Genomic DNA, 25,663 nt, shown 5'->3' with positions numbered 1-25,663 from the left:
GCTCGCGGCGGGCCGTGCGGGGGCCTTGTGTTCGGCGGCTAATGGTATTAGCTTGTTGGCTATGCACACACGCCAGCCTCTCCCCGTGCACCACCTCACCCGCCCCGCAGGGCGCCTCGCCCACACCGACGAAGGCTCCGGCCCGCTCGTCGTCGCCGTCCCCGGCATGGGCGACCTGCGGGCCACCTACGACGACGTCGTCCCGCACCTCGTCGAGGCCGGCCACCGGGTCGTCGTCGTCGACCTGCGCGGCCACGGCGACAGCGACACGACGTTCGCCGTCCACGGCGACGAGGCCACCGCGTCCGACCTCGTCGCCCTCGTCGAGCACCTCGACGCCTGCCCCGCCGTCCTGCTCGGCAGCTCCATGGGGGCCTCGGCCGCCGTGGTCGCCGCGGCCGAACGGCCCGACCTGGTCCGCGGGCTCGTCCTGCTCGACGGGTTCCTCCGCGAGCCGCTGAGCCCCGCGAAGCAGCGCGCCCTGCGCGCCCTGTACCGCGTCCTCTTCGTCCGGCCGTGGGGCGCGGCCGCGTGGGCGGCGTTCTACGGGACGCTCCTCAAGGGCCGCCGCCCCGCACGGCTCGCGGAGCACCAGGCCGCGATCCGGGCCAACCTCGCCGAGCCGGGCCGCCTGCGCTCGTTCCGCGACCTCACGCTCCAGCTCGACCACTCCGTCGTCGAGGAGCGGCTCCCCCGGGTCCAGGCCCCGACGCTCGCCGTCTACGGCGCGCTCGACCCCGACTACGACGACCCCGCGGCAGAGGCCGCCTTCGCCGAGGAGACCCTCGGCGCGACGACGCTCGTCCTGCCCGACGTCGGCCACTACCCCCATCTCCAGGCGCCCGACGAGGTCGTGGCCGCCGTCCTGCCGTTCCTCGCCTGCCTGCCGGCCCCGACGGACGCGTCGGCCGCGTCGGCCGCGTCGGACGAGCAGGTCGCTCGTGGCTAGGGCGGGGCTGTCGCACGACGCCGTCGTGCAGATCGCGCTCGACCTCGTCGACGCCGGCGGGCCGACGGGCTTCGCCGACCTGTCGCTCGCGAAGGTCGCGGCGCAGGCCGGCGTCGCGACACCGAGCCTGTACAAGCACGTGCCGTCGCTCGCGGACCTGCGGCGCGCCGTCACACTCGCGAGCGTCGACGCCCTCACGCGCACCGTGCGGGACGCGACCGTGGGCCGCGCCGGGCCCGACGCCGTCACGGCCCTCGCGCACGCGGTCCGGCGGTTCGCGCTCGCGCACCCCGGCCGCTGGGCCGCCGCGCAGGCCGCCCCCGACCCGGACGCCCCCGCCGACGCGGCCCTGCGCGCCGCCGCCGACCGGTCCGTGCAGACCTTCGCCGCGGTCCTGCGCGGGCTCGACCTGCCCGACGACCGCACCGTCGACGCGATCCGCTCCCTCCGGGCGGGCCTGCACGGCTTCGTCACGCTCGAGCTCACCGGCGGCTACCGCCTGCCCGACGACCTCGACACGAGCTTCGCGACGCACGTCACGATGATGCTCGCCGGCCTCGCAGCCCTGGCGCCGCGCCGGCACCCTGACCACCGCTGACGCCCACCGTGCGCGAGAACGGGACCACTCGCCGTCGAGCACGAGGTTGTCGCCGTTCTCGGCGTCAGAACGGCGACAACCTCGTGCTCGGCGTCAGGTAGCGAGGAACCACAGGAGGTCATGGCGCGTGACCGCGGGAGACCGGTCACACCGCCCTTGACGCGCTCCCCGGGCGTCGGGACGATGCCCGCGTGATCGAGCTCTTCGCGCGTGACCTCGACGTCCACTACGGTTTCGTCTTCCTCCTCGAGGAGGACGGCGACATGCCCGAGCTCGAGAGGGAGGGCCAGGAGAACGGGCTGCTGGTGACCGGCGGTACCGACGGCACCCTCCTGATGGCGACCGGGCTCCACACAGGTGCGGTTCCCTTCCGCGTCGAGTGGCATGCGTCGGAGCCTCCCGGCGACGACGCCTGGCAGGAGGTCGTCGAGGCGTCGGTCGAGATCACGGTGCCCCGCCTCGCGGTGCTCGCCTTCGAGGACGGCGACACCTTCACGGCCCCGCGTCTCGGCTGGCACCGCGCCCGCTACCTCGCGACGGAGATGGACGCCGGCCGGGACATGGACTGCGCGCTGCCCCCGCTCACGGCGCCCGACCGCTACGTGCTCCAGCTGTGGCCCGCCCCGCCCGCGCCGGACCGGGTCGTCACGGTGACGAGCGAGATCGCGGCGTACTGGCACAGCGTCGCGCGCGACCGCTCGGTATGACGGTGGGCGAGAACGGGACCACTCGCCGTCGAGCACGAGGTTGTCGCCGTTCTCGGCGTCAGAACGGCGACAACCTCGTGCTCGGCGTCAGGTGGCGAGGAAGCCGAGGAGGTCGTGGCGCGTGAGCACGCCCACGGGGTCGCCGTCCTCGACGACGAGCAGCGCGTCGGCGTCGTGCAGCGCCGCGCGGATCGCCTCGACGCCCTCTCCGGCGCCGATCTGCGGGAAGCGTTCCTCCATGTGCTGGTCCACGCGGTCCGCGAGGGACGCCCGGCCGGAGAAGACCGCGTCGAGCAGCTCGCGCTCGCTCACGGAGCCCGCGACCTCGCCGATCTTCACGGGCGGCTCCGCGCCGACGACGGGCATCTGCGACACGCCGTACTCGCGCAGGATCTCGATCGCGTCGCGCACCGTCTCGTTGGGATGCGTGTGGACGAGCTCGGGCAGGCGCCCGTCCTTCGCCCGCAGCACGTCGCCCGCGGTGACGCCCTCCTCGTCGGGCAGGAACCCGTACGAGCGCATCCACGCGTCGTCGAAGATCTTCGACATGTACCCGCGGCCCGAGTCGGGCAGCAGCACGACGATCACGGCGCGCGCAGCCGCCTCCGGGTCCTCGTCCTGGAGCCGGCGCGCGAGCCGCAGCGTCGCCTCGACCGCCATGCCGCACGACCCGCCCACGAGCAGGCCCTCCTCGCGCGCGAGCCGGCGCGTCATCGCGAACGAGTCCGCGTCGCTCACGGGGATGACCTCGTCGGGCACGGCCGGGTCGTAGGCGTCCGGCCAGAAGTCCTCCCCCACGCCCTCGACGAGGTACGGCCGGCCGTCCCCGCCCGAGTACACCGACCCCGCGGGGTCGGCGCCGACGACGCGCACGCGGCCGCCGTCGGACACCGCCCGGTCCGCCGAGACCTCCTTGAGATACCGGCCCGTCCCGGTGATCGTGCCGCCCGTGCCGACGCCCGCGACGAAGTGCGTGACGCGCCCGTCGGTGTCGGACCAGACCTCCGGGCCCGTCGACTCGTAGTGCGACAGCGGGCCGTTCGGGTTGGCGTACTGGTTCGGCTTCCACGCCCCCGGGATCTCCTGCACGAGCCGGTCGGAGACGGAGTAGTAGGAGTCCGGGTGGTCGGGCGCCACGGCGGTCGGCGTCACGACGACGCGCGCCCCGTACGCGCGCAGGACGTCCTGCTTGTCCTTGCTCACCTTGTCCGGGCAGACGAACACGCACCGGTAGCCCTTGCGCTGCGCGACGAGCGCGAGCCCGACGCCGGTGTTGCCCGACGTGGGCTCGACGATCGTGCCGCCGGGCCGCAGCTCGCCCGAGGCCTCCGCGGCCTCGACCATCTTCAGGGCGATGCGGTCCTTGACGGAGCCACCGGGGTTCACGTACTCGACCTTGGCGAGGATCGTCGCCGCGAGGCCCTCCGTGACGCGGGTCAGCCGGACGAGCGGGGTGCCGCCCACCAGCTCGGAGACGTGCTCTGCGTATCTCATGCCCCGATCATCCCTGATCGTGCCGAGGTCGGCCGGTGCGGAGGGAATTTCCGTACGCTGTAGAACGTTGGGCGTGCGTGTCGGGACAGGCCGGCTGCCGCCGGCACGCACGACCCGCCCCGACCGCGAGCGAGAGGTGCCCTGCATGACCGAGACCGCGACCGCCGCCGCCACCCCGAGAGCCACCGCGAGCGCCACCCCGAGAGCCACCACGGCGAGCGCCACCCCGACGGCGACCAAGACCACCACGACGACCGCCGCCCCCGACGCCCCGGTGCCGCCCGTCCCCGATCTCCCGCCGCTCGCCGACCAGGCCGAGCGCCTCGTCGCCCTCGGCGTCCCGACCCTCGCGGGCCTCGGCGACGACGCCGCCCGCGCCGCCGCCCACGACCTCGCCCGCACCGCTCCCCCGGGCGCGCTGCTGGTCGTCGACCCCGCCCTCGCCCCGCCGTCGGCGCTCGCCCCGCTGCTGCGCCTGCCCGTCCGCGGCGGAGAGAAGGACGGGTTCGTCGTCGTGGACATGGACGACGTCGACCGGTTCGCCCCGATCGAGGGCGTCACCGTCCCGGACGGGTCCCTCTACGTCGTGACCGGCGTCGACCGGGGCGACGACATGGCGAACTGGTCCCCCGACGAGGCGCTGCCGGAGATCACCGCGCGCGGACGCACGCCGCTGCTCGTGCACGAGGGGATCCACTGGGCGCTCCAGACGCCGGGCGTCGTCGCGCGCAACCACTGCTACATGACCATCGGGTCGCGGCTGCGCAAGGCCGACGGTCGCCTCGACACGCGCACCCCCGCGATCTGGATCTCGAACGGGACCGGGCGCGACGGCCGCGAGCGTCGCGGCGCGCCCAAGGTCGGGTGGTGCTGGGCGGGCAACCGGCACACGTGGCTCGGGTTCGCCTCCGCCTCGGGCCGCGTGCCCGCCTGAGCCCTCCCGGGCCCGCCGGCGTCGTTCCTCGGCGCCGGCGGGCGACCGGGCGGCAGGTCGACCGGGCGGTCAGGTGGGAGGGCCGGTCAGGTGAGGAATCCCCAGAGCGCGACGAGGACGGGGACCACGCCCAGGATGACGACGAGCAGCGGCCGGTCCGACGCCTCGTCGGCGGTGAGCCGTCCGAGCCCGGCGCCGATGCCTGCCGTGACGCCCACGACGCCCGCCGCCCCGGCGACCAGCGCCGCGCCGCCGGTCGCACCGGCGTCCGCGAGCTGCGCGGCGAGACCGCCCGCGAGGAGCGAGCCCCACAGGGCGCCGGCCACCAGGCCGAGGACGGCGAAGACGAGCGCCGCACGCCCAGGCGTGGCGTCCTTCGTGATCCGCGTGCCCAACCACGCCACCGCCGACCCCGCCGTCGGGACGCTGAGGACGATGAGCAGCGCCGCGAACGCCAGCCACGACGGGGGTGCGCCGGACACGACCATGTACAGGACCTGGACGCCGAGCATCGCCGCCGCAGCGACGGCGAGACCGGCGACGAAGACCGGCACCCGCGGCGGGACCGTGTCCGCCGCGGGTGCCGGCTCGTGAGAGCTGCGCGCCACCGTCAGTCGCTGCTCTGCAGGATCGCGAAGAGGCGCAGGAACTCCAGGTACAGCCAGATCAGCGTCACCAGGAGACCGAACGCGGCCGACCAGGCGAACTTCGCCGGGACGCCGCCCTCGACGCCGCGCTTGATGGAGTCGAAGTCGACGATGAGCGACGCGGCCGCGAGTCCCACGGCGACGAGGCTGATCACGATGCCCAGCGTGCCGCCGCGCAGACCCCAGCCGTCGAGCGCGCCGAACATGAGCAGCACGACGTTGACGAGCGAGAACGCGAGGTAGCCGACCATCGCGATGAGCAGCCACCGCGTGAACTTGGGCGTGACCCGCACCTTGCCGGACCTGAACAGGAACAGCGCGGCGGCGAACGTCGCGACCGTCGCGACCACGGCCGACGGCACGACGCCGTCGTAGAAGCTCTCGTAGTAGGCGCTGATCCCGCCGAGGAACACGCCCTGCGCGACGGTGTACAGCGTGATGAGCAGCGGGCTCGGGTTGCGCTTGAACGCGTTGACGAGACCGAGGACCAGGCCGGCGATCGCACCGATCGGCCAGATGCCCGGCATGGTCACCCACGTCGCCGCCGCGACGACCACGAGCAGCGCGAGCAGCCCGCCCGTCTTGATGATCACGTCGTCGTACGTGAGGCGCTTCGTGTCGGCCGTCGTCGCCGCCGGCGCGTCGTACATCTGGTTCAGCGTCGCGGCGTCGGCCGCCTGCGCGCCGTACTGGCCCCACTGGGCCTGCTGGGGCGGGGTGCCGTACGCCGGCGACCCCTGCGCCGGCGGCGTGCCGTACGCAGGCCTCGCCTGCGTGGCGGCCCCTCCGCGCTGGTTCTTCGGATCACCGAAGACCGCGCTGTTGTTGAAGACGGGGTTGCTCATGAGCTCCTCCTGGTCGCGGCGTCCACTCTCGCAGCGGGCCTCGTCATCGGCATCTCGCCTCGAGTCGGGTAGTCGCTGGCCTGACGTACATCCTAGGGAACGTGCGACCGCCGGTCACTGTTCCCACGAACCGTCCCCCGCGCGCAGGACCCGCCGCGAGGACCACCCGCGGCCGTCCGCGTACTCCGCGCGGCGTACGCCACCCGGCCCACGGGCCGCGGAACATACACCGCACGGTGGCTGCCCGGCGTCGGGCACCCGCCCTAGGCTCGGTGCGACACCATGACCCGCTCACCACGACCCGCTCACGCAGCACCCACCCGAGAAGGGGCCAGCCCTCATGATCGAAGCACGCGGCCTGACCAAGCGGTACGGGCCCAAGACCGCGGTGGACAACATCTCGTTCACCGTCCGCCCCGGGACCGTCACCGGGTTCCTCGGCCCCAACGGCGCCGGCAAGTCCACCACCATGCGCATGATCATGGGGCTGGACCGGCCGACGTCCGGGTCCGTCGTCGTCAACGGACGCCCCTACGCGCAGCACCGCTCCCCCCTCACCGAGGTCGGCGCGCTGCTCGACGCGAAGGCCGTCCACACCGGGCGCACCGCCTACAACCACCTCCTCGCGATGGCCGCCACGCACGGCATCCCCACGAAGCGCGTCGACGAGGTCATCGACATGACGGGCCTCCAGACCGTCGCCAAGAAGCGCGTCGGCGGGTTCTCCCTCGGGATGGGCCAGCGCCTCGGCATCGCCTCCGCGCTGCTCGGCGACCCGAAGACCCTCATCCTCGACGAGCCCGTCAACGGCCTCGACCCCGAGGGCGTCCTGTGGGTCCGCAACCTCGCCAAGTACCTCGCGTCCGAGGGCCGGACGGTCTTCCTGTCCAGCCACCTCATGAGCGAGGTCGCGCTCACCGCCGACCACATCATCGTCATCGGCAAGGGCCGCATCATCGCGGACGCCCCCGTGGGCGACATCGTCAACGGAGCCCAGCAGCGCACCGTGCGCGTGCGCACCCCGCACGCCACCCAGCTCGCCGAGCTCCTCACGAGCGACGGCGCGACCGTCACCAGCGACGAGCCCAGCCTGCTCGTCGTCAGCGGCGCCGACGCCCCCGGCATCGGCGAGCTCGCCGCCGCGAAGGGGTTCGTGCTGCACGAGCTCACGCCCGTCACGTCCACGCTCGAGGACGCCTACATGGCCCTCACCGCGGACGCCGTCGAGTACCAGACCGAGTCCGCGCAGCAGCACGTCGGGCACGGCGCCACCGGCGCGGCACCCGTGGCCGACGCCCCCGCCCAGACCTACGAAGGAGCGCACCGATGAGCACCACCACCCTCGCCCCGGGCGCCACCGGCCCGACGGCGACCCGCACCTCGCCCTACCGCCTCACCTTCGGCCACGTGCTCCGCTCCGAGTGGATCAAGTTCCGCTCCCTGCGCTCCACGTGGTGGACGCTCGGCATCACCGTCGTCGTCATGGTCGGGTTCGCCCTCATGTTCGCCGGGATCATCCGGTCCATGGACTCCGCCGGCATGTCCGCCGAGGAGGCCGGCATGGGGACCGCCGACGGCGTCGGCATCATGGTGATCACCATCGGGTACTCCTTCGCCCAGCTCGCTGTCGCGGTCCTCGGCGCCCTCACGATGACGGGCGAGTACTCGACCGGGATGATCCGTTCCACGCTCTCCGCCGTACCGCGCCGCCTGCCCGCGCTCGCCGCCAAGATGGTGATCATGGGCGTCGTCACCGCGATCACGACCGCCCTCGCCGTCGGGATCTCGTACCTCGTGACCTACCCGATCCTGTCGGGCGAGGGCATGACCGTCGACTTCGGCTCGTCCGAGGACCAGCGTGCGCTCGTCGGTGTCGTCCTCTACCTCACGACCGTCGCGCTGTTCTCGGTCGCCGTCGGCGTCCTGCTGCGCAGCTCCGCCGGGGCGATCTTCACGCTCGTCGCCGTGTTCTTCGTCCTGTCGATGGTGCTCACCCTCGTCCAGGGCTTCTCGGGCGCGGACTGGGTGCAGACCGTCCTCAACCTCCTGCCCGCCTCCGCGGGCGAGCAGGTCGTCCTCGGTGGCGGCATGTCCTCGCCCGACGCGATCGACCCGTGGCCCGGCTACGCCGTGCTCGCCGGCTGGACCGCGGCCCTCACCGTGGCCGCGGCCCTGGTCCTCAAGCGCCGGGACGCGTGACCACACCGGACACCACCGCGCCGACGCCGGACGAGCAGCCCGCTCGTCCGGCGTCGGCCGCCGTGCGCCCCGAGACGGCGACGGCGCCCGCCCTGCCGCTGCGCCCCGCCGTCGAACCCTTCACCGAGCTCGACGCCCGCCGCCTCGGACCCGTCCGCCGCTACTTCGCCCGCCGCCCCCGCGTCATGGACTGGGTCGTCGTCGCCGTCTACGGCGTCCCCGGCCTGTTCTACGCCGCCGCGACACCCGAAGGTCACGGCCCCCGTGCCGCGATGCTCGCCGTCGTGCTCGCCGGCGGGACCGCACTCCTGTGGCGCCGACACCGCCCCGTCCTCGTCGCGCTCGCCGTCACCGCGCTCGGCTGCCTCGCGATCGCCACCACCGGCGACACCGCCGGGTACGAGGTCGCCGCCATGTTCGCCGTCTACGCCGTCGCCGCCGCCCGACCACCCCACGTCGCCTGGCCCGTCCTCGGCGGCGTCGTCGTCGCGCTCTCCGCCGCCGTCATGCTCGGGTACGACGTCGTCACCACCGACGACGGAGAGATCCTGCGCGACAGCATCGACCCCGGCCGCGCCACCGCCGACCGCGTCATGAGCATCGTCGTGCTCACCTTCCTGTGCCTCACCGCGATGACCATCGGGTCGAACGTCCGGGCACGACGCCAGCACGTCGCCGACCTCGTCGACCGTGCCAACTCCCTCGCCCGCGACCGCGACCAGCAGGCCCAGCTCGCCGTCGCCGCCGAACGCACCCGCATCGCCCGGGAGATGCACGACGTCGTCGCACACTCCATCACCGTGATGGTCGCCCTCGCCGACGGCGCCAAGGCGTCCGGCGCGAAGAACCCCGAGCTCGCCGGCCACGCGCTCGACGAGCTCACCGCCACCGGGCGCGCCGCACTCGCCGACATGCGGCGCGTCCTCGGCGTCCTGCGCGACCCCGACTCCGGGGCCGCCGCCGCACCCCTCGCCCCCGCCGACGAGGCCGCCGAGCTCGAGGACATCGTCGAACGCTTCCGCACCGCCGGCCTGCCCGTCCGTCTCGTCCGGCGCGGACCCCAACCCGTCCTCGACGCCACCGTCCGGCAGGCCGCGCACCGCATCGTCCAGGAAGCCCTCACCAACGTCCTGCGCTACGCACCCCTCGCCCCCATCGTCCTCGTCGAGGTCGTGCGCTGGGACCGCAGCAGCACCGGCGAGGGCGACTGGCTCGAGCTGCGCGTCGTCAACCGTGCCGGACGCCGCCCCGGCGGCGACACCGATACGCGCACCCTCCCCCCGTCCGTCGCCGCCGGCCACCCCGAGGGCGTGCCCCTCGGCACCGGGCGCGGCATCATCGGCATGCGGGAACGCGCCGCCGTCCACGGCGGCACCGTCACCGCGGGCGCCGTCGGCGACGGCTGGGAAGTCGTCGCACGGCTCCGCCTCGACACCGGGCCGCACCGGTGACGACCGCCCCGACAGGAGACCCATGACCACCCGGGACACCCCGTACGACACCCCCGTCCGCGTCCTGCTCGTCGACGACCAGGCCCTGCTGCGCATGGGGTTCCGCATGATCCTCGCCGCCGAGGACGACATCGAGGTGGTCGGCGAGGCCGGCGACGGCGCCACGGGCGTCGCACAGGCCGCCGCGCTGCGACCCGACGTCGTCCTCATGGACGTCCGCATGCCCGGCACCAACGGCATCGACGCGACCCGCCGCATCGTCACCGACACGCCCACCGCACGCGTCATCATCCTCACCACGTTCGACCTCGACGAGTACGCCTTCGCCGCCCTGCGCGCCGGCGCCAGCGGATTCCTCCTCAAGGACGCCAAGCCCGGCGAGCTCGTCGGCGCCATCCGCGCCGTCGCCAGCGGCGACGCCGCCGTCTCCCCCCGCGTCACCCGCCGCATGCTCGAGATGTTCTCCGGCCAGCTCCCGCCCGACGGCGGCGCCCCCACGACCGGCGCCACCGGCCGCGACGACCCCCGCCTCGCCGACCTCACCGCCCGCGAGCTCGAGGTGTTCGAAGCCCTCGGCGAAGGCCTGACCAACGCCGAGATCGCCGAACGCTTCGTCCTGTCCGAGGCGACCGTCAAGACCCACGTCGGCCGCGTCCTCGGCAAGCTCGGCCTGCGCGACCGCGTCCAGGCCGTCGTCCTCGCGTACGAGACCGGAGTCGCCCGCCCGTCCTGACGGTTTCGTCGCGGCGGTCTCGTCGTTGGCGGGGTCGTCGTTGGCGGGTCGTGGTTGCGTCCGGGTGGGCGGGGGCGACGGGCGCGAGCGGTCGGTGCGGCGTCGGATGCGAAGGGCGTCGAGCCGCGCGCGCGAACCGACGCCCGACCGCACGAGGCGACGGCGCGGCAGCCCGAGCACCGAGGTCGCACCGCCCGCGGACCCGACCCGACCCGCCGACGGCGCGGCAGCCCGAGCACCGAGGTCGCACCGCCCGCGGACCCGACCCGACCCGCCGACGGCGCGGCAGCCCGAGCACCGAGGTCGCACCGCCCGCAGACCCGACCCGACCCGCCGACGGCGGGGCCCCGGTCGTCAGGCGGTGGGCTGGGCGGCGTGCCGACCCGTCGGGATGCTGTCGGGGGCGTCGTCGCCCGCGCCGTCGGGCGCGGTGCCCGACGGCGCGCTGCTCGCCTCGGCGAGGCGGCCGGCGTCGCGCTCGGCGCGGCGGGCCCGGCGCTTCTCCCCGCGGCGCTCGACCAGGGTGTAGAGCACCGGGACGACGACGAGCGTGAGGAGCGTCGAGCTGACGAGGCCGCCGATGACGACGAGGGCGAGCGGCTGGGAGATGAACGCTCCACCGCCGGTGATGCCGAGGGCCATCGGGGTGAGCGCGAAGATCGTCGCGAGGGCGGTCATGACGATCGGGCGGAGGCGCTTACGCGACCCTTCGAGCACGGCGTCGTCGAGGGTGCGGCCGCGTTCGCGGTACTGGTTGATGAGGTCGATGAGCACGATCGCGTTGGACACGACGATGCCGACGAGCATGAGCATGCCGATGAGGGACGGCACGCCCAGCGGGGTGGAGGTCGCGAGCAGGAGCAGCAGGGCGCCGGTGGCCGCGAAGGGGACGGACACGAGCAGGATGAGGGGCTGCACGAGCGAGCGGAACGTCGCGACCATGACGACGTAGACGATGAGGATCGCGGCGAGCAGGGCCAGGCCGAGGTCGGCGAACGCCTCCTCCTGCTGGGCGGCGACGCCGCCGATCTCGACGGTCGCGCCGGCGGGCAGGTCGAGGTCGTCGACGGTCTGCGTGAGCGCCGCGGTGAGCGCGCCGAGATCCTGGCCCTCGGGCGTGACGGAGACGGTGGCGCTGCGCTCGCCGTCCATGCGGGTGATGGACGTCGGTGCGGGCACCTCCTCGACGGTCGCGACGGACGTCAGGGGCACGGGACCCGCGGCGCTCGGCAGGACGAGCGCCTCGAGCTCGGCGACGGTGGCGGGGCCCTCGCCCTGCGAGACGACGACGTCGACGGGGCCGTCGCCGAGGTCGACGGTGCCGATCGGCATGGGGGACATGACGGACGCGACGAGGCCGGAGAGCTGGGTCTCGGTGAGCCCGGCGGCGGTCGCGGCCTCGCGGTCGACGGCGACCTGGACGGTCGTCTGCTCGGCGGCGAGGTTGTTCGTCACCTCGATCGCGCCGTCGGTGCCGGCCGCTGCCTCCTGGACCTGGCGGGCGGCGTCGGACAGCGTGTCGGGGTCGGTGGTGCGCACGACGAGGTCGACGGTGGACGAGCCCATCATCGCCTCGCCCCCGGCGACGGTGATGTCGGTCGTCGCGTCGGTGCCGAGGTCGGCGACGGCGTCGCGGACGGTGGCCTGCGCCGTCGTGCCGTCGGCGTCCTCGGCGAGGGTGAGGGCGAACGTCGCCTGCGGGGGGGACCCGCCGCCCATGACGGCGGCGGTGGCCAGGTCGCCCTGGCCGACGGTGGTCTGGACGGTCTCGACCTCGTCGAGACCGAGGAGGGCGTCCTCGACGACGCGGGCGGCCTCGTCCTGCGCGGCGAGGGACGTGCCGGGCTCGAACGTCTCGGTGACGGTGAGGGTGTCCTGGCCGGAGTCGCCGAGGAAGTTCGTCTCGAGGCGGGGCACGAGCGCGAGGGTCCCGGCGAGGACGGCGAACGCGACGACGAGGGTCACGACGGGGTGGCGCAGGGACGCGCGCAGGGTGGGCATGTAGGCGCGCTGCCAGACGCCGCGGCGCTCCTTGGCCTCTGCCTCGGCACGGGTGCGCTCGGCGACCTCGGCGGCGCGCGCGACGGACTCGTCGGAGCCGTCGTGCTCGACGACGCCCTTCGGGGGCGTGATGAACCAGTACGCGAGCACGGGCACGATGGTGAGCGCGACGAAAAGGGACGCGAGCATCGCGATCGCGACGGTGACGGCGAACGGCCGGAACAGCTCCCCGACCATCCCGCCGACGAGCGCGATGGGGGCGAACACCGCGACGGTGCACACGGTGGAGGAGGTGATGGCGCCGCCGACCTCGCGCACGGCGGTGAGGATCGCCTCGCGCTTGGGCTCGCCGTACGACAGGTGCCGCTTGATGTTCTCGATGACGACGATGGAGTCGTCGACGACGCGGCCGATCGCGACCGTCATGGCGCCGAGCGTGAGGATGTTCAGGGTGTACCCGGTGGCGTCCATGACGACGAACGTCACGCACAGGGACAGCGGGATGGAGATCGCGGAGACGAGCGTCGAGCGGACGGACGTGAGGAACAGCAGGATGACGACGATCGCGAACACGAGGCCGAGGCCGCCCTCGGTCGCGAGGCCCTCGATCGACTCCTCGATGAACGGCGCCTGGTCGAACACGACGGCGACCCGCACGCCCTGCTCGGCGAGCGCCTCGTCGAGGTCGGCGAGGGCGTCCTGCACGGCGTGGGAGATCTCGACGGTGTTGCCCGCGGGGGTCTTCGTCACGGCGATCGCGAGGGAGGGCTCGCCGTCGAGCCGGGAGGCGGAGGTGGCGTCGGCGTCCACCGCGGACACGTCGGCGACGTCGGCGAGGGTGACGACGCCCTGCTCGCCCTGCAGCGGCAGCGCGGCGAGGTCGTCGACGGAGGTGACGGGCGAGCCGATCTGGACGGTGAGCTCGGTGTCGCCCTCGGTGACGGTGCCACCGGGGACGAGGACGCCGTTGTCGTCGAGCAGGGTGGAGACGTCGGCGGAGGACACGCCGTTGGCGGCGAGGGCCTGCGGGTCGAGGTCGACGCGGACCTCCTGCTCGGCGACGCCGGTGACGGCGACGGACCGCACCTCGTCGACGTCCTCGAGGCGGGGCACGAGGACGGACTCGACGACGCTGCCGAGCGCGGCGGCGTCGAGCGTCCCGTCGCCGCCCTCGGTGCCCGCGGCGGCGAGCTGGATGACGGGCAGGTCGTCGACGGACCCGGTGACGACCTGCGGCTCGACGTCGGCGGGGAGCTGGGTGCGGATGCGCGTGACGGCGGTCTGGAGCTGCTGGGTGGCGGCGTCCATGTCGGTGCCGTAGTCGAGCTCGACGGTGGTGACCGACAGGTTGGTGGAGGCGTTCGAGGTGACGCCGGCGACGCCGTCGACGGCCTGGACGGCGGACTCGACGGGCTCGGTGACCTGGTCCTCGACGATCTCGGGCGCCGCGCCGGGGTAGACGGCGACGACGGCTGCGGCGGGGATCTGCAGGGACGGGATGAGCTCCTGCTTGAGCGAGCCGAGGCTCACGACCCCGAAGATCGCCGCGGCGACCGTGACGAGGGCGACGACCGCGCGGTTGGCGAGCGACGTCCGGGCGAGTCGGAACACGAGGGTCCTCCAGGGGGCAGGGAGATGGCCGCGACGTCGTCGTCGATCGTTAGCCTAACGCTAAGCACCCGGTGCCGGTTCCCGGTACGGTCGCGGCGTGGGAGCACACGAGGACGAGGGTCGCGGACCGGGCGTGCAGGCGGAGCGACTCAGCCTGGTCGAGCAGGTGGACGACGCGGGCCAGGTCCTGGGCGAGACGTTCCTCGCGCAGCGCCTCGAGCCGATCCTCACGATGCCGCTGACGGTGCAGCAGCTGCGGGCCCTCGCGGTGCTCCAGCTCGACGGGCCCGCGGGCGCCCACCACCTCGCCGACGTGCTCGGCGTGTCCGGGGCGACGGTGACCGGGATCGTCGACAGGCTCGTCGCCGCCGGGATGGCGGAGCGCCACGCGGACCCGAGCGACGGCCGGGTGCGCGTCGTCGCGGCGACGGCGCGGGGCGCGGACGCAGTGCGCCGGCTCGCGGCGCGCGAGGAGCCGACGCAGCACCTCCTGGAGCGCCTCGACCTCGACGACCTGCGGGCCCTGGCACGCGGGATCGCGGCGCTCGCGCGGGCCGCCCGCGAGGATGCCGACGGCGCGTGACGCCGTGCCGGACGGCGCCCGGGCGCCGTCCGGCACGGAACTGCCTGCCCCGCACAGGCAACTCCCTGTACCGTCCACGCATGGCCGCGCGACGAGACGACCACGCCCGGAGCGCGCGCGACACCCTCGCGGCGGTCGAGCTCGAGCTGGCGCAGCTGCTGCGCCGCGCGGAGGGCACCCGCGTCTCCGGCACCCCCCGGACCGCGGGGCGGACCGCCGCGCTCGACCGCTCGGGCTACCTGATCCTGCACGCCCTCGCGACGCATGGGCCGCAGAACGTCCACGTGCTCGCCGACCGCCTCGGCCTCGACGCGTCGACGGTCACGCGGCAGGTGGTCGCCCTGGAGCGCGAGGGCCACGTCCTGCGGGCACGCGACCCGGACGACGGTCGCGCGGTGCTCGTCGAGCCCACGGAGCCCGGCCTCGACGTCCTCGCCCTCCACCGCGCCGCGCGCGGGGACCTGTACGCGGACGTGCTCGCGGACTGGTCCCGGCTCGACCGGGCGCTCCTCGCGGAGCTCCTCGGTCGGCTCAACGCCGACCTCGACGCGTTCCGGCGGCGGGACGCGCGCTGACGCCGGGCCTTCCTGGCACGCTCACGGCGGCGGGAGCGCCCAGCGGATCGCCCGGGTGACCAGACGGCCGGCCGGGCGCGCACCCCACCCGGGCACGCCCCGCACGCGCGGCAGGCCGTCGCGCGCCCAGTCCGGCAGCGACGTCCGGGCGGCGGCCGCCAGGCCCGCGTAGGCGGGCCGCACGGGCCACGGCAGCGGCGGCTCCACGAGGAGGAAGCGCGCGGCGTCGAGCGCCTCGGGCGTGACGGCGAGCTGCGGGCGGTACCCCCGGAGGGCCGCGTCGAGGGCGGCACGGGTGCGCGGCACGTCCTGGACCCCGAGGCGCTGCCCGACGTCGCCCGCGAGGGCCACGTACTCGTCGCACCCGGCGTCGTCGAGCGGCCGGGCGCCGTAGAGCTGATGCGCGACGAGGAAGCTGTCGGTCTCCGCGACGTGGACCCAGCGCAGGAGGTCGGGGTCGCTCGCGGCGTAGGGCCGCCCGTCTGCCGCCGTCCCGCGCACGCGCGCGTGGACGGCGCGGACCGCGTCGACCGCGCCCTGCGCGTCGGCGGTGGTCGCGAAGGTCGTCGTCGCGATGAAGGTCGAGGTGCGCTGGAGCCGGCCCCACGGGTCGCCCCGGTAGCCCGAGTGCGCCGCGACGCCCGCCATGGCGAGGGGGTGGAGGCTCTGGAGCAGCAGGGCGCGCAGCCCGCCGACGAACATGGACGCGTCGCCGTGCACCCGTTGCACGGGTGAGCCCGGGGCGAACCACCGTGGTCCCGGGGCGTGGTGGATACGGGCTCGCACCGCCGCGGCGTCGGGCCCGGCGACGCGCGCGAGGATCGCCTCGCCCGCGGAGCGGCGTGCACGGTGGAGCACCTGGACCATGGGCCGATCATGGCCCCGACCAGCGCGGTCACGCACGGCGGAGCGTCCGTCGAGCGATGCAAAGAACTTTTTGCAGAGAAACCCTTGCAAAGATGTCTTTGCACTCGTACGGTGGACGCATGAGCGACACCGGCACCCCCTCCTCGCCCGAGGACCGCGTCCTCGGACCGGCGCAGATCAAGGCCCTGGCGCACCCGCTGCGCATCCAGATCCTCGACCTGCTCTCGTCGCACGGCGCGCTCACCGCGAGCGGGCTCGCCGAGCTCGTGGGCGAGTCCAGCGGGTCCACGAGCTACCACCTGCGCCAGCTCGCCCGGCACGGGTTCGTCCAGGAGGTCCCCGGCCGCGGCACGGCGCGCGAGCGCTGGTGGGAACGGCGACCGGGCGGGTTCACGGTCGAGCTCCCCGAGGACGCCGACGACGTCGCGGCGGCGACCACCACCGCGATGGTCAACCGCGAGTTCGAGAACGCCCGCGCCCGCAAGATCCTCGCCGTCCTCGACGACCCGCACGCCCTGGGCCACGAGTGGCTCGAGGTCACCCGCCTCCAGACGGTCAGCCTGTGGCTCACCCACGAGCAGATGGCCGAGATCCAGACCGCGTGGGACCGGTTCTCCGAGATGCTCGACCGGTTCCGCGACCAGGAGCAGACACCGGGCGCCCGCCCGGCCCAGATCCACTTCAACCTCTTCCCCCTGATCGACGGCAAGGAGAACCCCTCATGAGCGCGTACTCCCCCACCCTGCCCCGCACCACGGAGCTCCGCGGCCTCGACCGCGCGCTCGTCCTCCTGGGCGCGCGCCTCACCGAGCTCGGACGACGCCGCGCCGCGACGCGCGCCCGCGTGCTCCGCGAGGTGGCGGCCCGCCGCACCGCCGCGCAGGGGCGGACCGACGTCGCGGCCCACCACGACGAGCGCCTGCGCGACAACGCGGCCCAGCACCACCCGCTCCTCCTGCGCTGACCGTCCCGGTGCCCCGCCGCCCCCGGATGGGGACTTCTCCCCCGGGTCGCGGCGGCCCCGGCGGCTATGCTCTCCCGGGCGCTCCTTCCCCTCCGTGAGACGGCAGCGGGCACGGCGTCGTCCGACCGAGCCGCCGACCCGGGGGAGAGCCGTGGGCTTCCTGTCGCGCCTGATCGACAACCGCCGCACCGTCGCGTCGGTGAGCACCGTGACCGCGTTCGCCACCGCCGTCGTGGGTCTCGCGCTCTGGTACGACGGCGAGGCGACGGCCGACGTGGAGCTCAACGACTCCGGCGTGTGGGTGACGAAGACGTCGACCGGACAGCTCGGCCGGTTCAACTCCGAGTCCCAGGCCATCGACGGGGTCCTCCTCGCCGGGTCCGCGTCGTTCGACGTCCAGCAGGACGCGGGCCGTGTGCTGCTCGACGACGACGGGACGGGTACCGCCTCCCCGGTCGAGGTCGCCCACCTCACCCTTGACGGACAGGTCCGTCTGCCCGCCGGCGCCCAGGTGGCCTCCGGCGGCGCCACGACGGCGATCCTCGACGACGAGGAGGGCCTGCTGTGGGTCGTCCCGTTCGACGGCGCGACCGCGTTCGACCCCGAGGAGACGGACCCGGTCGCCGAGATCGACGGCGGCGGCGCGCTGACCGTCTCCCGGGACGGCACGGTGCTCGTCGCCGCCCCGTCGACGGGCACGTTGTGGAGGGTCGGCACGCACCGCGGCGGGGCCCCGGCAGGAGAGCCCACGACGTCCTCGCTGCCGGTGTCACCCGGGGCCGACGTCGCGGTGACGGCGGTCGGGGACGAGCCCGTGGTCCTCGACCGGTCCGGCGGCCGCCTCGTCCTGCCGGACGGGACCTCGGTGCCGCTGGACGCCGCCGACGGCGCCGCCCTGCAGCAGCCGTCCGCGGCGTCGGACCACGTCGTGGTGGCCACCGCGTCCGGCCTGGTGGCCCAGCCGCTCGACGGCGGCGACGCGACAACCCGGACGGCGCGGGGGGTGCCCGCGGCGCCCGTGCAGCTCGACGACTGCACCTACGGGGCGTGGTCGTCCACCGGCCAGGTCATCCGCGACTGCGCGGGCACGGACCGCGACGTCGACAGGACGCTGGAGGGGCTGGACCCGCAGGCGCGCCTCGGCTACCGCGTGAACCGGCACGTGGTCGTCCTCAACGACCTCGCGGCCGGCACGGTGTGGATGGCCGCGGACGAGTACCAGAAGGTCGACGACTGGGACGTGCAGCTCCCGGAGGAGGCCGAGGGCGAGGAGTCCGACGCCGAGCTGACCAACCCCGAGCAGGTGGACCAGCTCATCGCGGACCGGTCCCAGCCGAACAAGCCCCCGCAGCCGAAGGACGACATGCTCGGCGTGCGGCCCGGGCGGTCGACGATCCTGCCGGTGCTCGCGAACGACGTCGACCCGGACGGGGACGTCATGACCGCGACCGTCAGCGGAGACGGGCCGGAGGGCGTGCAGGTCGAGCGCATCCTCGGCGGCGCCGCGCTGCAGGCCGTGGTCCCGCAGGACGCCGACGGCACCGCCGGGTTCGAGTACGAGGTCTCCGACGGGCGGGGCGGGACGGCCACGGCGTCGGTCAGCCTCACCGTGTCGCCGTGGGGCGAGAACGAGGCGCCGGAGCAGACGGGCGACCCGGTGCTCAAGGTCGCTCAGGGCAGCACCGCGGAGATCAAGGTGCTCCCGTTCTTCAAGGACCCCGACGGCGACGACCTCTTCCTCGCGTCGGCCGACGCGACCGCCGCGGGCGACGACGTGCGCTCGCGCCCCGACGGGACGGTCGAGTTCCGCGACGGGGGCACCTCGACCGGCCGCAAGGTCGTCTCCCTCTCCGTGGCCGACGGTCAGGGCGGTCTCGCCGAGGGCACGCTCCTCGTGGACGTCGTCGCGGGCGAGCAGCCCCCCATCGCGGTGAACGACCACGTCGTCGTCCCGGCGGGCCAGACCACGACGGTCGAGCCGCTGCGCAACGACTCCGACCCGAACGGCGACGAGCTGCGCCTGACCTCGGTCTCCGAGCACGAGAAGGCCCTCGTCACCCCGAACACCGACGCCGGGACGTTCGCGTTCGCGGCCGACGAGCCCGGCTCGTACGACCTGACGTACCAGGTCACGGACGGGCCCGGCCTGACGACCGGCCTCGTCCGGGTCGACGTCCTCGCGGCCGACGCCGCGACCGGTCCCCCGATCGTCGTGACGGACACCGCGCTCCTCCCGGCGGGCGGCACGACCCTCGTCGACGTGCTGGCGAACGACACGGACCCGGCGGGCGGGGTGCTCGTGGTGCAGTCGGTGAGCGTGCCGGACGACGCGGGGGTGTCGGTCGCGGTGCTGGCGCACCAGATGCTGCGGATCACCGAGCTGCGTGCGCTGGACGGTCCGGTGACGGTCGAGTACACGGTGTCGAACGGGACGGCCACCTCCGTCGGGCAGGTCCGGGTGGTCTCCGTCCCCGCGCCGACCAAGCTCCAACCGCCGAACGCCGCTCCCGACGAGGTGACGGTGCACGCCGGGGACGTGGTGACGGTCCCGGTGCTGCGCAACGACACGCACCCGGACGGGTTGGAGCTGTTCGTGCAGCCCGAGCTGGAGCAGGGTGTGGACGGCGAGCTGGGTGAGGCGTTCGTGTCCGAGGACACGGTGCGGTTCAGGGCCGGGTCGCAGGCGGGCACGGCATACGCGATCTACCGGGTGCGGGACACCAACGGGCAGGAGGACTCGGCCCAGGTCACGATCCGGATCCGGGACGGGCAGGACAACGCCCCGCCGGTGCCGCGCGACGTGGAGGCCCGGGTGCTGTCCGGGGGCAGCGTGCGGGTGGACGTGCCGCTGGACGGCATCGACCCCGACGGCGACTCCGTCCAGGTGACCGGTGTGGCCTCCGCACCGGGCAAGGGCACCGCCCGGGTCGTGGACGGCTCCCTCGAGTACACCGCCGCCCGGACCGCCACCGGGCTCGACACGTTCACCTACGCGGTGCTCGACGCGCGCGGGGAGACCGCGACGGGCACGGTGCGGGTGGGGATCTCGCGTCCGGGTGAGACGAACCAGGCGCCGGTCGCGGTCGACGACGAGGTCACGGTGCGCGGGGGTCGCACGGTCGCGGTCGCGGCGCTGGTCAACGACACCGATCCGGACGGGGACCAGATCGCGCTCGTGCCGTCCGCGGTCGAGGAGAGCCAGGGCATGGACCCGCAGGTCGTGGGGGACCGGGTCGTGATCACCTCGCCGCCGGACGACGGGTCGTACACGTTCTACTACGGCATCCAGGACACCTACGGTGCGCGGGCGACGGGCGCGATCACGGTGCAGGTCGCGGCCGACGCCCCGCTGCTGCCGCCGGTCGCGCGTGACGACGCGGTCCAGGTCGAGGACATCCTCGGCACGACCGAGGTCACCGTCCCGGTGCTCGACAACGACGACGACCCCGACGGCGCCGCGAGCGAGCTCACCGTGACGAGCGACGCGCCGACCGCCACGGTGACCGAGGGTGGCGACCTCGTCGTCACGCTCACCGAGCAGCGGCAGGTCGTCACTTACACCGCGACGGACATGGACGGCCTCACCGCGAAGGCGTTCGTCAAGGTCCCCGGTCTCACCGACCAGGCCCCGACCCTGCGCCCCGGGACGTCCCTCGAGGTCGTGGCCGGGGACACCCTCGACATCGACATCAAGGACCACGTGCTCGTCGTCGAGGGCCGCACCCCGCGCATCACCACGCAGGAGTCGGTCAAGGCCACCGAGGGCTCGCGCGAGGTCACGTCCGTCACGACGGTCACCTACACGCCGTCCGCCGACTACCACGGCCCCGCCTCCGTCTCGTTCGAGGTGACCGACGGCTCCGGCCCGGACGACCCCGACGGGAACACCGCGCTCCTTACCATCCCCGTCACCGTGCTCCCCCCGGAGAACCTTCCGCCCGAGCTGCGCACCGCGACGCTCGACGTGGCGGCGGGCGAGGAGGCGTCGGTCGACCTCGCACGCTTCGCCACCGACCCCGACGGCGACCCGCTGACCTTCACGGCCGGCGATGCCGCGCAGGGCGTCACGACGTCCGTCGAGGGCGGCACGCTGCGCGCCCAGGCGTCGCCCGACGTCCCGAAGGGCACCGTCGTGCAGGTCCCGGTGACGGTGTCCGACGACAACACGCCGCCCGTGACGACCGAGGCGACGCTCACCGTCGTCGCCTCGACCCGGCCGCTGGCACGCGCGAACGACGACGCCGTCGACGACGCCCACCAGGGCAAGGAGACGGTCGTCCCGGTCCTCGCGAACGACTCCGACCCGTTCCCGGAGACCGGGCTGACGGTGCTCAGCGCGGTGGTCGAGACCGGTCAGGGCGGGGCCGCCGTCACGGGCGACTCCGTCGCCGTCACCCCGCGCGACGACTTCGTCGGTGTCATGGTGGTGCGCTACCGCGTCCAGGACGCGACGAAGGACCCCGACCGCGAGGTCGAGGGACGCGTCCACCTCACCGTGCTCGGCAAGCCCGAGGCACCCACCACCCCGCAGGTCGTCGAGGTCCGCTCCGAGACCGTCGTCCTCACCTGGGACCCGCCGAACAACAACGGCGCCGAGATCACCGGCTACACCGTGCGCTCCCAGAACGGCTACGAGAAGGCCTGCGGCACCACCACCTGCACCCTCGACGGACTGACCAACGACGTCGAGTACACCTTCACCGTGTTCGCGACCAACGACGTCGGCGACGGCCCCGCGTCCCCGCCGTCGGAGATCGCACGACCCGACGAGAAGCCCGACCCGCCCGCCGCACCCACCCTCGAGTTCGGCGACCAGTCCCTCACCGTCACCTGGACCAACGCGACCTACACCGACCGCTCCGCGATCGAGTGCGTCAACCTGCGCATCTCCCCCGCTCCCCCGAACGGCGCGACCGACAAGACGTGCCTGACCAGCACCACCACCACGTGGGAGGGACTGACCAACGGGCAGGCGTACACCGTGCAGGTCCAGGCGGAGAACAGGGCGCCGGACCCGTCGGACTGGGGCGAGGCGTCCGCGGCGGAGACCCCGGCGGGCAAGCCGGCGGCCCCGACGGCCCCGACGGCGCGGCGCACGTCGATCGGCGACACCTCCCAGATGGAGGTCACGTGGGCGGCGCCCGACAGCAACGGCGCGCCGATCACCCGGTACACCCTCGAGGTGCTGCGCGGCGGGTCGAGCGTGCGCACGCAGACGGTCGACGGCGGCGCCACGTCCGCCACCGTCGGCGTGACCGCCGACACGACCGGGTACGCGTTCCGGGTGCGGGCGCACAACAAGGCGACTGACAAGCTCGGGGAGGCCGAGTTCTCCCCGGCGTCCAACGCGGTCCGGGCCTTCGCGACGCCCTCGGCCGTGTCGGGCCTGTCCGCGCGCGCCACGGGAGCCAACGGTCAGGTGGAGCTCAGCTTCGGGGACGCCACCGGCAACGGCGTGAGGGCGAGCGAGATCACCTACCAGTACAACGTGGGCGGCGGCTGGACCGCGCTCGGCGGCAACCGGCGCGTGGGCGGCCTGACGAACGGCCAGCAGGCCACGATCCGGGTCCGCGCCGTCGCGGGCGTCGACGGGGCGAGCGAGCCCGGCCCGGCGTCGAGCGCGACGGCGACGCCGTACGGCCCGATCCCCGCACCGGACGTCACCATGAAGGGGGGCGACCAGGCGATCACGTACAGCTGGTCGACCTCGGGCAACGGCCGCCCCTACGACGTCCGCGTGACGGGCGCGGTGAGCTCGACGAGCAAGAACGGCTCCGGCACGCTGAGCGTGGGCCACGAGCAGACGCGGCGGATCTGCGTCCGCGTCGTCCCCACCGAGGGCGACGCGAAGGAGACGTGCCGCGAGGCCACGTCGGACAAGAAGCCCGAGCCCGTGCTGCGGACGTACAAGGGGTCGAACAACCAGTCCGCGACGTGCACCCACTCGTCCTGCGCGATCGTCGACCTGTCGATCACCGGTGCCGCGCCGAACACGTCCTTCTCGGCGTCGTGCTGGACGAGCCACAACGGCGACCACATGTTCGAGGGGACCCGCACCTACTCGGTCGCCCGGGACGGTACGCCGCTGCGTACCGACGGCAACGGGAACTTCCCGCGCAAGGCGATGTGGTGCCACTACGGGCAGCCGGGCGCGCAGGTGTGGATCCGCACGAGCGCCTTCGGGGACTCCCAGCGCATCACCTGGGGCTGACGTCAGCCGCGCCGGCGGAACCACCGCCGGCGCGGTGACGCCGCGTCCGGCTCCGGTGCATCGCTCTCCGCAGCCGGTCCCGGCCGGGGTGCCGGCTCGGGCTCCGGCTCCGGCTCCGGCTCCGACCCCGGTTCCGCCGGGGACGGGGCGGCGGCCGCGATCCCGGCGATCCGCCCCCGGTCGTCGAACGTCACGACGACCGTGCCGTCGTCGAGCACGAGACGCACCGCGGCGCCGTCGTCCTCCGCGGTGACGTCCCGCCCGCGCGCGTACGCGAGCACGGCGCGACGGTGGTCGGCGACGTCGGTGGTGAGCAGCCCCTCGCTGAGCACTCGCACCGTGCGCGGCACGCTCGGCGCCGGGAGCGCGAGGTCGGGGTCGTCCAGCAGGAGCCACGCGCGTGTCCCGCCGCCCACCGGGGCGTCGTAGTGGGCGCGCAGCCCGACCGTGGCCTTCGCGGCGAGAGCGAGGCGCAGGCCGAGATCCTCGGAGAGGGTGATCTCCGCCGTCGTCGCCTCGGCGAGTCCCGCGTCGCGCAGCGCGACGGCGGTCTCCACCACGTCGTCCGGGAAATCGTTGACGTTGTTCCACGCCCACATCCACGTGCCCGGGCCGGGCGCCCCGGTGCCGAGGAACTGCAGCCGGTAAGTCGTGGCGGTCCCGGCGGGGTCGGTGAAGGTCAGCCGCCCGGCCGCCATGTCGGCGTGCCAGGCGTCGTCGCCGTGCCGTTCGGCGAGATGGAGCTGGTGCTCGTGGGACAGGAACACGGCGTCGTCGACGAGGTCCTGGAGGACGGGCGGCTGGCTCATGGGTCGAACGTAGCCCCGCGCGTCACGCTCCCGGGGGGAACGACACGGCCCGTGGTGCGTCAGGCCGCGAGGGCTCGCGCGGCACCGCGGGGCGCGCCCGCCGGGCGACGACCCGCCGGTCGCCGCGGGACCGCCACGGCGTGCCGTGCGCTCGCCGCGCGCGACGCCGCCGCCGTGAGGTCGAGGACCGGGGCGGCCGGGCGCAGCTCCTCCCCCACCCGGGCGACGAGGTCGACCAGCCGGATGCCGAGCGCCGCGCACACCGCGGCGAGCACCTCCGACGACGCCTCCTTGCGGCCCCGCTCGACCTCCGACAGGTAGGCCGTCGAGACGCGCGCGGCCGCGGACACGTCCACGAGCGTGCGGCCCTGCGCCAGACGATGCCGCCGCAGGATCCCGCCCAGCACGTGCCGCAGCAGAGGCTCGTCGCGGCCGGTCGTCGTCGGCACCCCCCACCTGTCCATGCCCGTCACGCTACCCGCTCCCCGGCCCGGCGCACCGGGCCGGGGCGCGGATCTGCTGCGGGCGTAAGCGTCACCAGGTCTCGACGGTGTGCGCCATCTGCCAGAACCGGATCTCGTGCCGGCAGCTCGCCTCGAACGCCCGCTCCATGCGCGCGCGCTCCGCCTGCCCGGCGTCCGCGGCGAGCGCGTCCAGGCGGGAACGCAGGTCGGCCAGCACGTCCTCCGTGCGCTCGGCGGCGTAGAACTCCCACCACCCCGCGAGCGGGTGGTCGGCGTCGAGGGCGCCGGGCGTGGTCGCACGCTCCACGAGCCAGAAGCGGCGCGCGGACCAGATGTACGTCCACGGGCACGGGAGCAGGGCCGCGAGCAGCACCCCGAGGGTGTCGCGCCCGGCGGCGAGCATGTGGTCGACGTACGCCTGCGCGCTCGGCGCGAGGTGCGTCGTCTGCGCCTCCTCGTACGACACGCCGAGGAAGTCGCACATCGCGTGGTGCGCGTGCGACTCGTCGTCCAGCAGGAAGCCCGCCTTGGCGTGGAACCAGCCGGCCCACTCGCGGTCGGGCGCCATCGTCATGCCCAGCCCGTAGCACCGCAGGTAGGCGGTGAGGTACTGGTGGTCCTGGCCCACGTAGTGCCGCACCGACGCCGGCGCGACGGACCCGTCGCGCAGCCCCGCGAGGAACGGGTGGTCGTAGAACTCGGTGAACAGGTGCGCGTACCGGCGTCCCAGCCCGGCCGTGAAGCCGGTCTCGTCGGCCGCGACCAGCGTCGTCGGGTCGTCCAGGGTGACGTCGTTCAGGGTGACGTCGTTCAGGGTGATGGCAGCAGGCGTCGTCATGCCCACGTTCCTCCGCTCGTGCTAGCGAGATCAGGTTCGACGGGTCCGGGCGGCCTACCGCTCGTCTCAGTCCCTCGGCCCGGCACGTCGTCCGGGCGGGACACCCCGCGTGGTTCGTAGCGACCCTAGCAGCCCCGACGGTGCCCGACGGCGTCCCGTCCGCCGCGCGCGTCACCGGGCCCG

Annotated in this window: 21 protein-coding genes and 1 riboswitch; of the genes, 13 read left to right on the top strand and 8 right to left on the bottom strand. The window is 74.3% G+C overall.

Annotated elements, in window-relative coordinates:
• Positions 1–61 precede the first annotated feature (61 nt).
• The 3 genes from LGQ04_RS11130 (at position 62) to LGQ04_RS11120 (ending at position 2,254) form a co-directional block, all read left to right on the top strand.
• Positions 62–949 (top strand): alpha/beta fold hydrolase, encoded by an 888-nt coding sequence (locus LGQ04_RS11130; RefSeq protein ID WP_229243772.1) that lies wholly within the window; start codon positions 62–64, stop codon positions 947–949.
• Complete coding sequence (locus tag LGQ04_RS11125) at positions 942–1,547, top strand: TetR/AcrR family transcriptional regulator (protein ID WP_229243771.1); 606 nt, start codon at positions 942–944, stop codon at positions 1,545–1,547. The genes LGQ04_RS11130 and LGQ04_RS11125 overlap by 8 nt, the downstream gene beginning before the upstream one ends.
• 191 nt (positions 1,548–1,738) lie before the next feature.
• Complete coding sequence (locus tag LGQ04_RS11120; protein WP_229243770.1) at positions 1,739–2,254, top strand: hypothetical protein; 516 nt, start codon at positions 1,739–1,741, stop codon at positions 2,252–2,254.
• 87 nt (positions 2,255–2,341) lie between these two features.
• Here the strand turns inward: LGQ04_RS11120 and LGQ04_RS11115 are convergent, their stop codons facing one another.
• On the bottom strand, positions 2,342–3,748 hold the full coding sequence (locus LGQ04_RS11115) for a cystathionine beta-synthase (RefSeq protein WP_229243769.1): 1,407 nt from the start codon (positions 3,746–3,748) through the stop codon (positions 2,342–2,344).
• A 145-nt stretch (positions 3,749–3,893) separates the two neighbouring features.
• Between LGQ04_RS11115 and LGQ04_RS11110 the strand changes: the two genes are divergently transcribed.
• Complete coding sequence (locus LGQ04_RS11110; protein ID WP_229243768.1) at positions 3,894–4,682, top strand: DUF5701 family protein; 789 nt, start codon at positions 3,894–3,896, stop codon at positions 4,680–4,682.
• A gap of 86 nt (positions 4,683–4,768) precedes the next feature.
• On the opposite strand, the gene LGQ04_RS11105 is transcribed toward LGQ04_RS11110, so the two are convergent.
• Both LGQ04_RS11105 and LGQ04_RS11100 read right to left on the bottom strand, forming a co-directional pair.
• Positions 4,769–5,290 (bottom strand): hypothetical protein, encoded by a 522-nt coding sequence (locus LGQ04_RS11105; protein ID WP_229243767.1) that lies wholly within the window; start codon positions 5,288–5,290, stop codon positions 4,769–4,771.
• Positions 5,291–5,292: 2 nt separating this feature from the next.
• Positions 5,293–6,174, bottom strand: a complete 882-nt coding sequence (locus LGQ04_RS11100; protein WP_229243766.1) for a Bax inhibitor-1/YccA family protein — start codon at positions 6,172–6,174, stop codon at positions 5,293–5,295.
• Between the two features lie 340 nt (positions 6,175–6,514).
• On the opposite strand from LGQ04_RS11100, the gene LGQ04_RS11095 reads away from it, so the two are divergent.
• From LGQ04_RS11095 to LGQ04_RS11080, 4 genes are read left to right on the top strand one after another with little or no spacing between them, the layout of a single operon-like run.
• Complete coding sequence (locus tag LGQ04_RS11095) at positions 6,515–7,504, top strand: ABC transporter ATP-binding protein (protein WP_229243765.1); 990 nt, start codon at positions 6,515–6,517, stop codon at positions 7,502–7,504.
• On the top strand, positions 7,501–8,373 hold the full coding sequence (locus LGQ04_RS11090) for a DUF2705 family protein (RefSeq protein ID WP_229243764.1): 873 nt from the start codon (positions 7,501–7,503) through the stop codon (positions 8,371–8,373). The genes LGQ04_RS11095 and LGQ04_RS11090 overlap by 4 nt, the downstream gene beginning before the upstream one ends.
• Positions 8,370–9,824 carry a sensor histidine kinase gene (locus tag LGQ04_RS17770; protein ID WP_229243763.1) on the top strand — a complete coding sequence of 485 codons (1,455 nt, stop codon included), beginning with the start codon at positions 8,370–8,372 and terminating at the stop codon, positions 9,822–9,824. The genes LGQ04_RS11090 and LGQ04_RS17770 overlap by 4 nt, the downstream gene beginning before the upstream one ends.
• Before the next feature lie 22 nt (positions 9,825–9,846).
• Entirely contained in the window at positions 9,847–10,557 is a 711-nt protein-coding gene (locus LGQ04_RS11080) for a response regulator (protein WP_229243762.1), read from the top strand.
• 354 nt (positions 10,558–10,911) lie between these two features.
• On the opposite strand, the gene LGQ04_RS11075 is transcribed toward LGQ04_RS11080, so the two are convergent.
• Positions 10,912–14,169: an efflux RND transporter permease subunit gene (locus tag LGQ04_RS11075; protein WP_229243761.1), complete on the bottom strand. Its 3,258-nt coding sequence runs from the start codon at positions 14,167–14,169 to the stop codon at positions 10,912–10,914.
• A gap of 97 nt (positions 14,170–14,266) precedes the next feature.
• On the opposite strand from LGQ04_RS11075, the gene LGQ04_RS11070 reads away from it, so the two are divergent.
• Both LGQ04_RS11070 and LGQ04_RS11065 read left to right on the top strand, forming a co-directional pair.
• Positions 14,267–14,752 (top strand): MarR family winged helix-turn-helix transcriptional regulator, encoded by a 486-nt coding sequence (locus tag LGQ04_RS11070; RefSeq protein WP_229243760.1) that lies wholly within the window; start codon positions 14,267–14,269, stop codon positions 14,750–14,752.
• 80 nt (positions 14,753–14,832) lie between these two features.
• The gene (locus LGQ04_RS11065; RefSeq protein WP_229243759.1) at positions 14,833–15,327 is read left to right on the top strand and encodes a MarR family winged helix-turn-helix transcriptional regulator; all 495 of its coding nucleotides are present in this window, start codon (positions 14,833–14,835) and stop codon (positions 15,325–15,327) included.
• A gap of 21 nt (positions 15,328–15,348) precedes the next feature.
• Here the strand turns inward: LGQ04_RS11065 and LGQ04_RS11060 are convergent, their stop codons facing one another.
• A complete protein-coding gene (locus LGQ04_RS11060; protein ID WP_229243758.1) occupies positions 15,349–16,194 on the bottom strand; it encodes an oxygenase MpaB family protein in 846 nt (281 codons plus the stop codon).
• Between the two features lie 119 nt (positions 16,195–16,313).
• Between LGQ04_RS11060 and LGQ04_RS11055 the strand changes: the two genes are divergently transcribed.
• The 3 genes from LGQ04_RS11055 (at position 16,314) to LGQ04_RS11045 (ending at position 23,369) form a co-directional block, all read left to right on the top strand.
• Entirely contained in the window at positions 16,314–16,919 is a 606-nt protein-coding gene (locus tag LGQ04_RS11055; protein WP_229243757.1) for an ArsR/SmtB family transcription factor, read from the top strand.
• Positions 16,916–17,158, top strand: coding sequence for a hypothetical protein (locus tag LGQ04_RS11050; protein WP_229243756.1), 243 nt, complete (start codon positions 16,916–16,918; stop codon positions 17,156–17,158). Before LGQ04_RS11055 ends, LGQ04_RS11050 begins: the two co-directional genes overlap by 4 nt.
• A 199-nt stretch (positions 17,159–17,357) precedes the next feature.
• Positions 17,358–23,369, top strand: a complete 6,012-nt coding sequence (locus LGQ04_RS11045) for an Ig-like domain-containing protein (protein WP_229243755.1) — start codon at positions 17,358–17,360, stop codon at positions 23,367–23,369.
• A gap of 2 nt (positions 23,370–23,371) precedes the next feature.
• Here the strand turns inward: LGQ04_RS11045 and LGQ04_RS11040 are convergent, their stop codons facing one another.
• From LGQ04_RS11040 to LGQ04_RS11030, 3 genes are all read right to left on the bottom strand, one after another.
• Entirely contained in the window at positions 23,372–24,178 is an 807-nt protein-coding gene (locus tag LGQ04_RS11040) for a DUF6882 domain-containing protein (RefSeq protein WP_229243754.1), read from the bottom strand.
• A 59-nt stretch (positions 24,179–24,237) separates the two neighbouring features.
• Entirely contained in the window at positions 24,238–24,642 is a 405-nt protein-coding gene (locus LGQ04_RS17475) for a helix-turn-helix domain-containing protein (RefSeq protein WP_267494745.1), read from the bottom strand.
• A 70-nt stretch (positions 24,643–24,712) separates the two neighbouring features.
• Positions 24,713–25,480 (bottom strand): TenA family protein, encoded by a 768-nt coding sequence (locus LGQ04_RS11030; protein WP_229243753.1) that lies wholly within the window; start codon positions 25,478–25,480, stop codon positions 24,713–24,715.
• Positions 25,471–25,598, bottom strand: a riboswitch (TPP riboswitch). Its footprint overlaps the gene before it by 10 nt.
• Between the last annotated feature and the right edge of the window lie 65 nt (positions 25,599–25,663).

It is taken from the genome of Cellulosimicrobium marinum, from assembly GCF_020551945.1.
GTDB lineage: Bacteria > Actinomycetota > Actinomycetes > Actinomycetales > Cellulomonadaceae > Cellulosimicrobium > Cellulosimicrobium marinum.
Note: the sequence above shows the minus strand (reverse complement) of the source record. Positions and strands in the feature narration are given on the sequence as shown.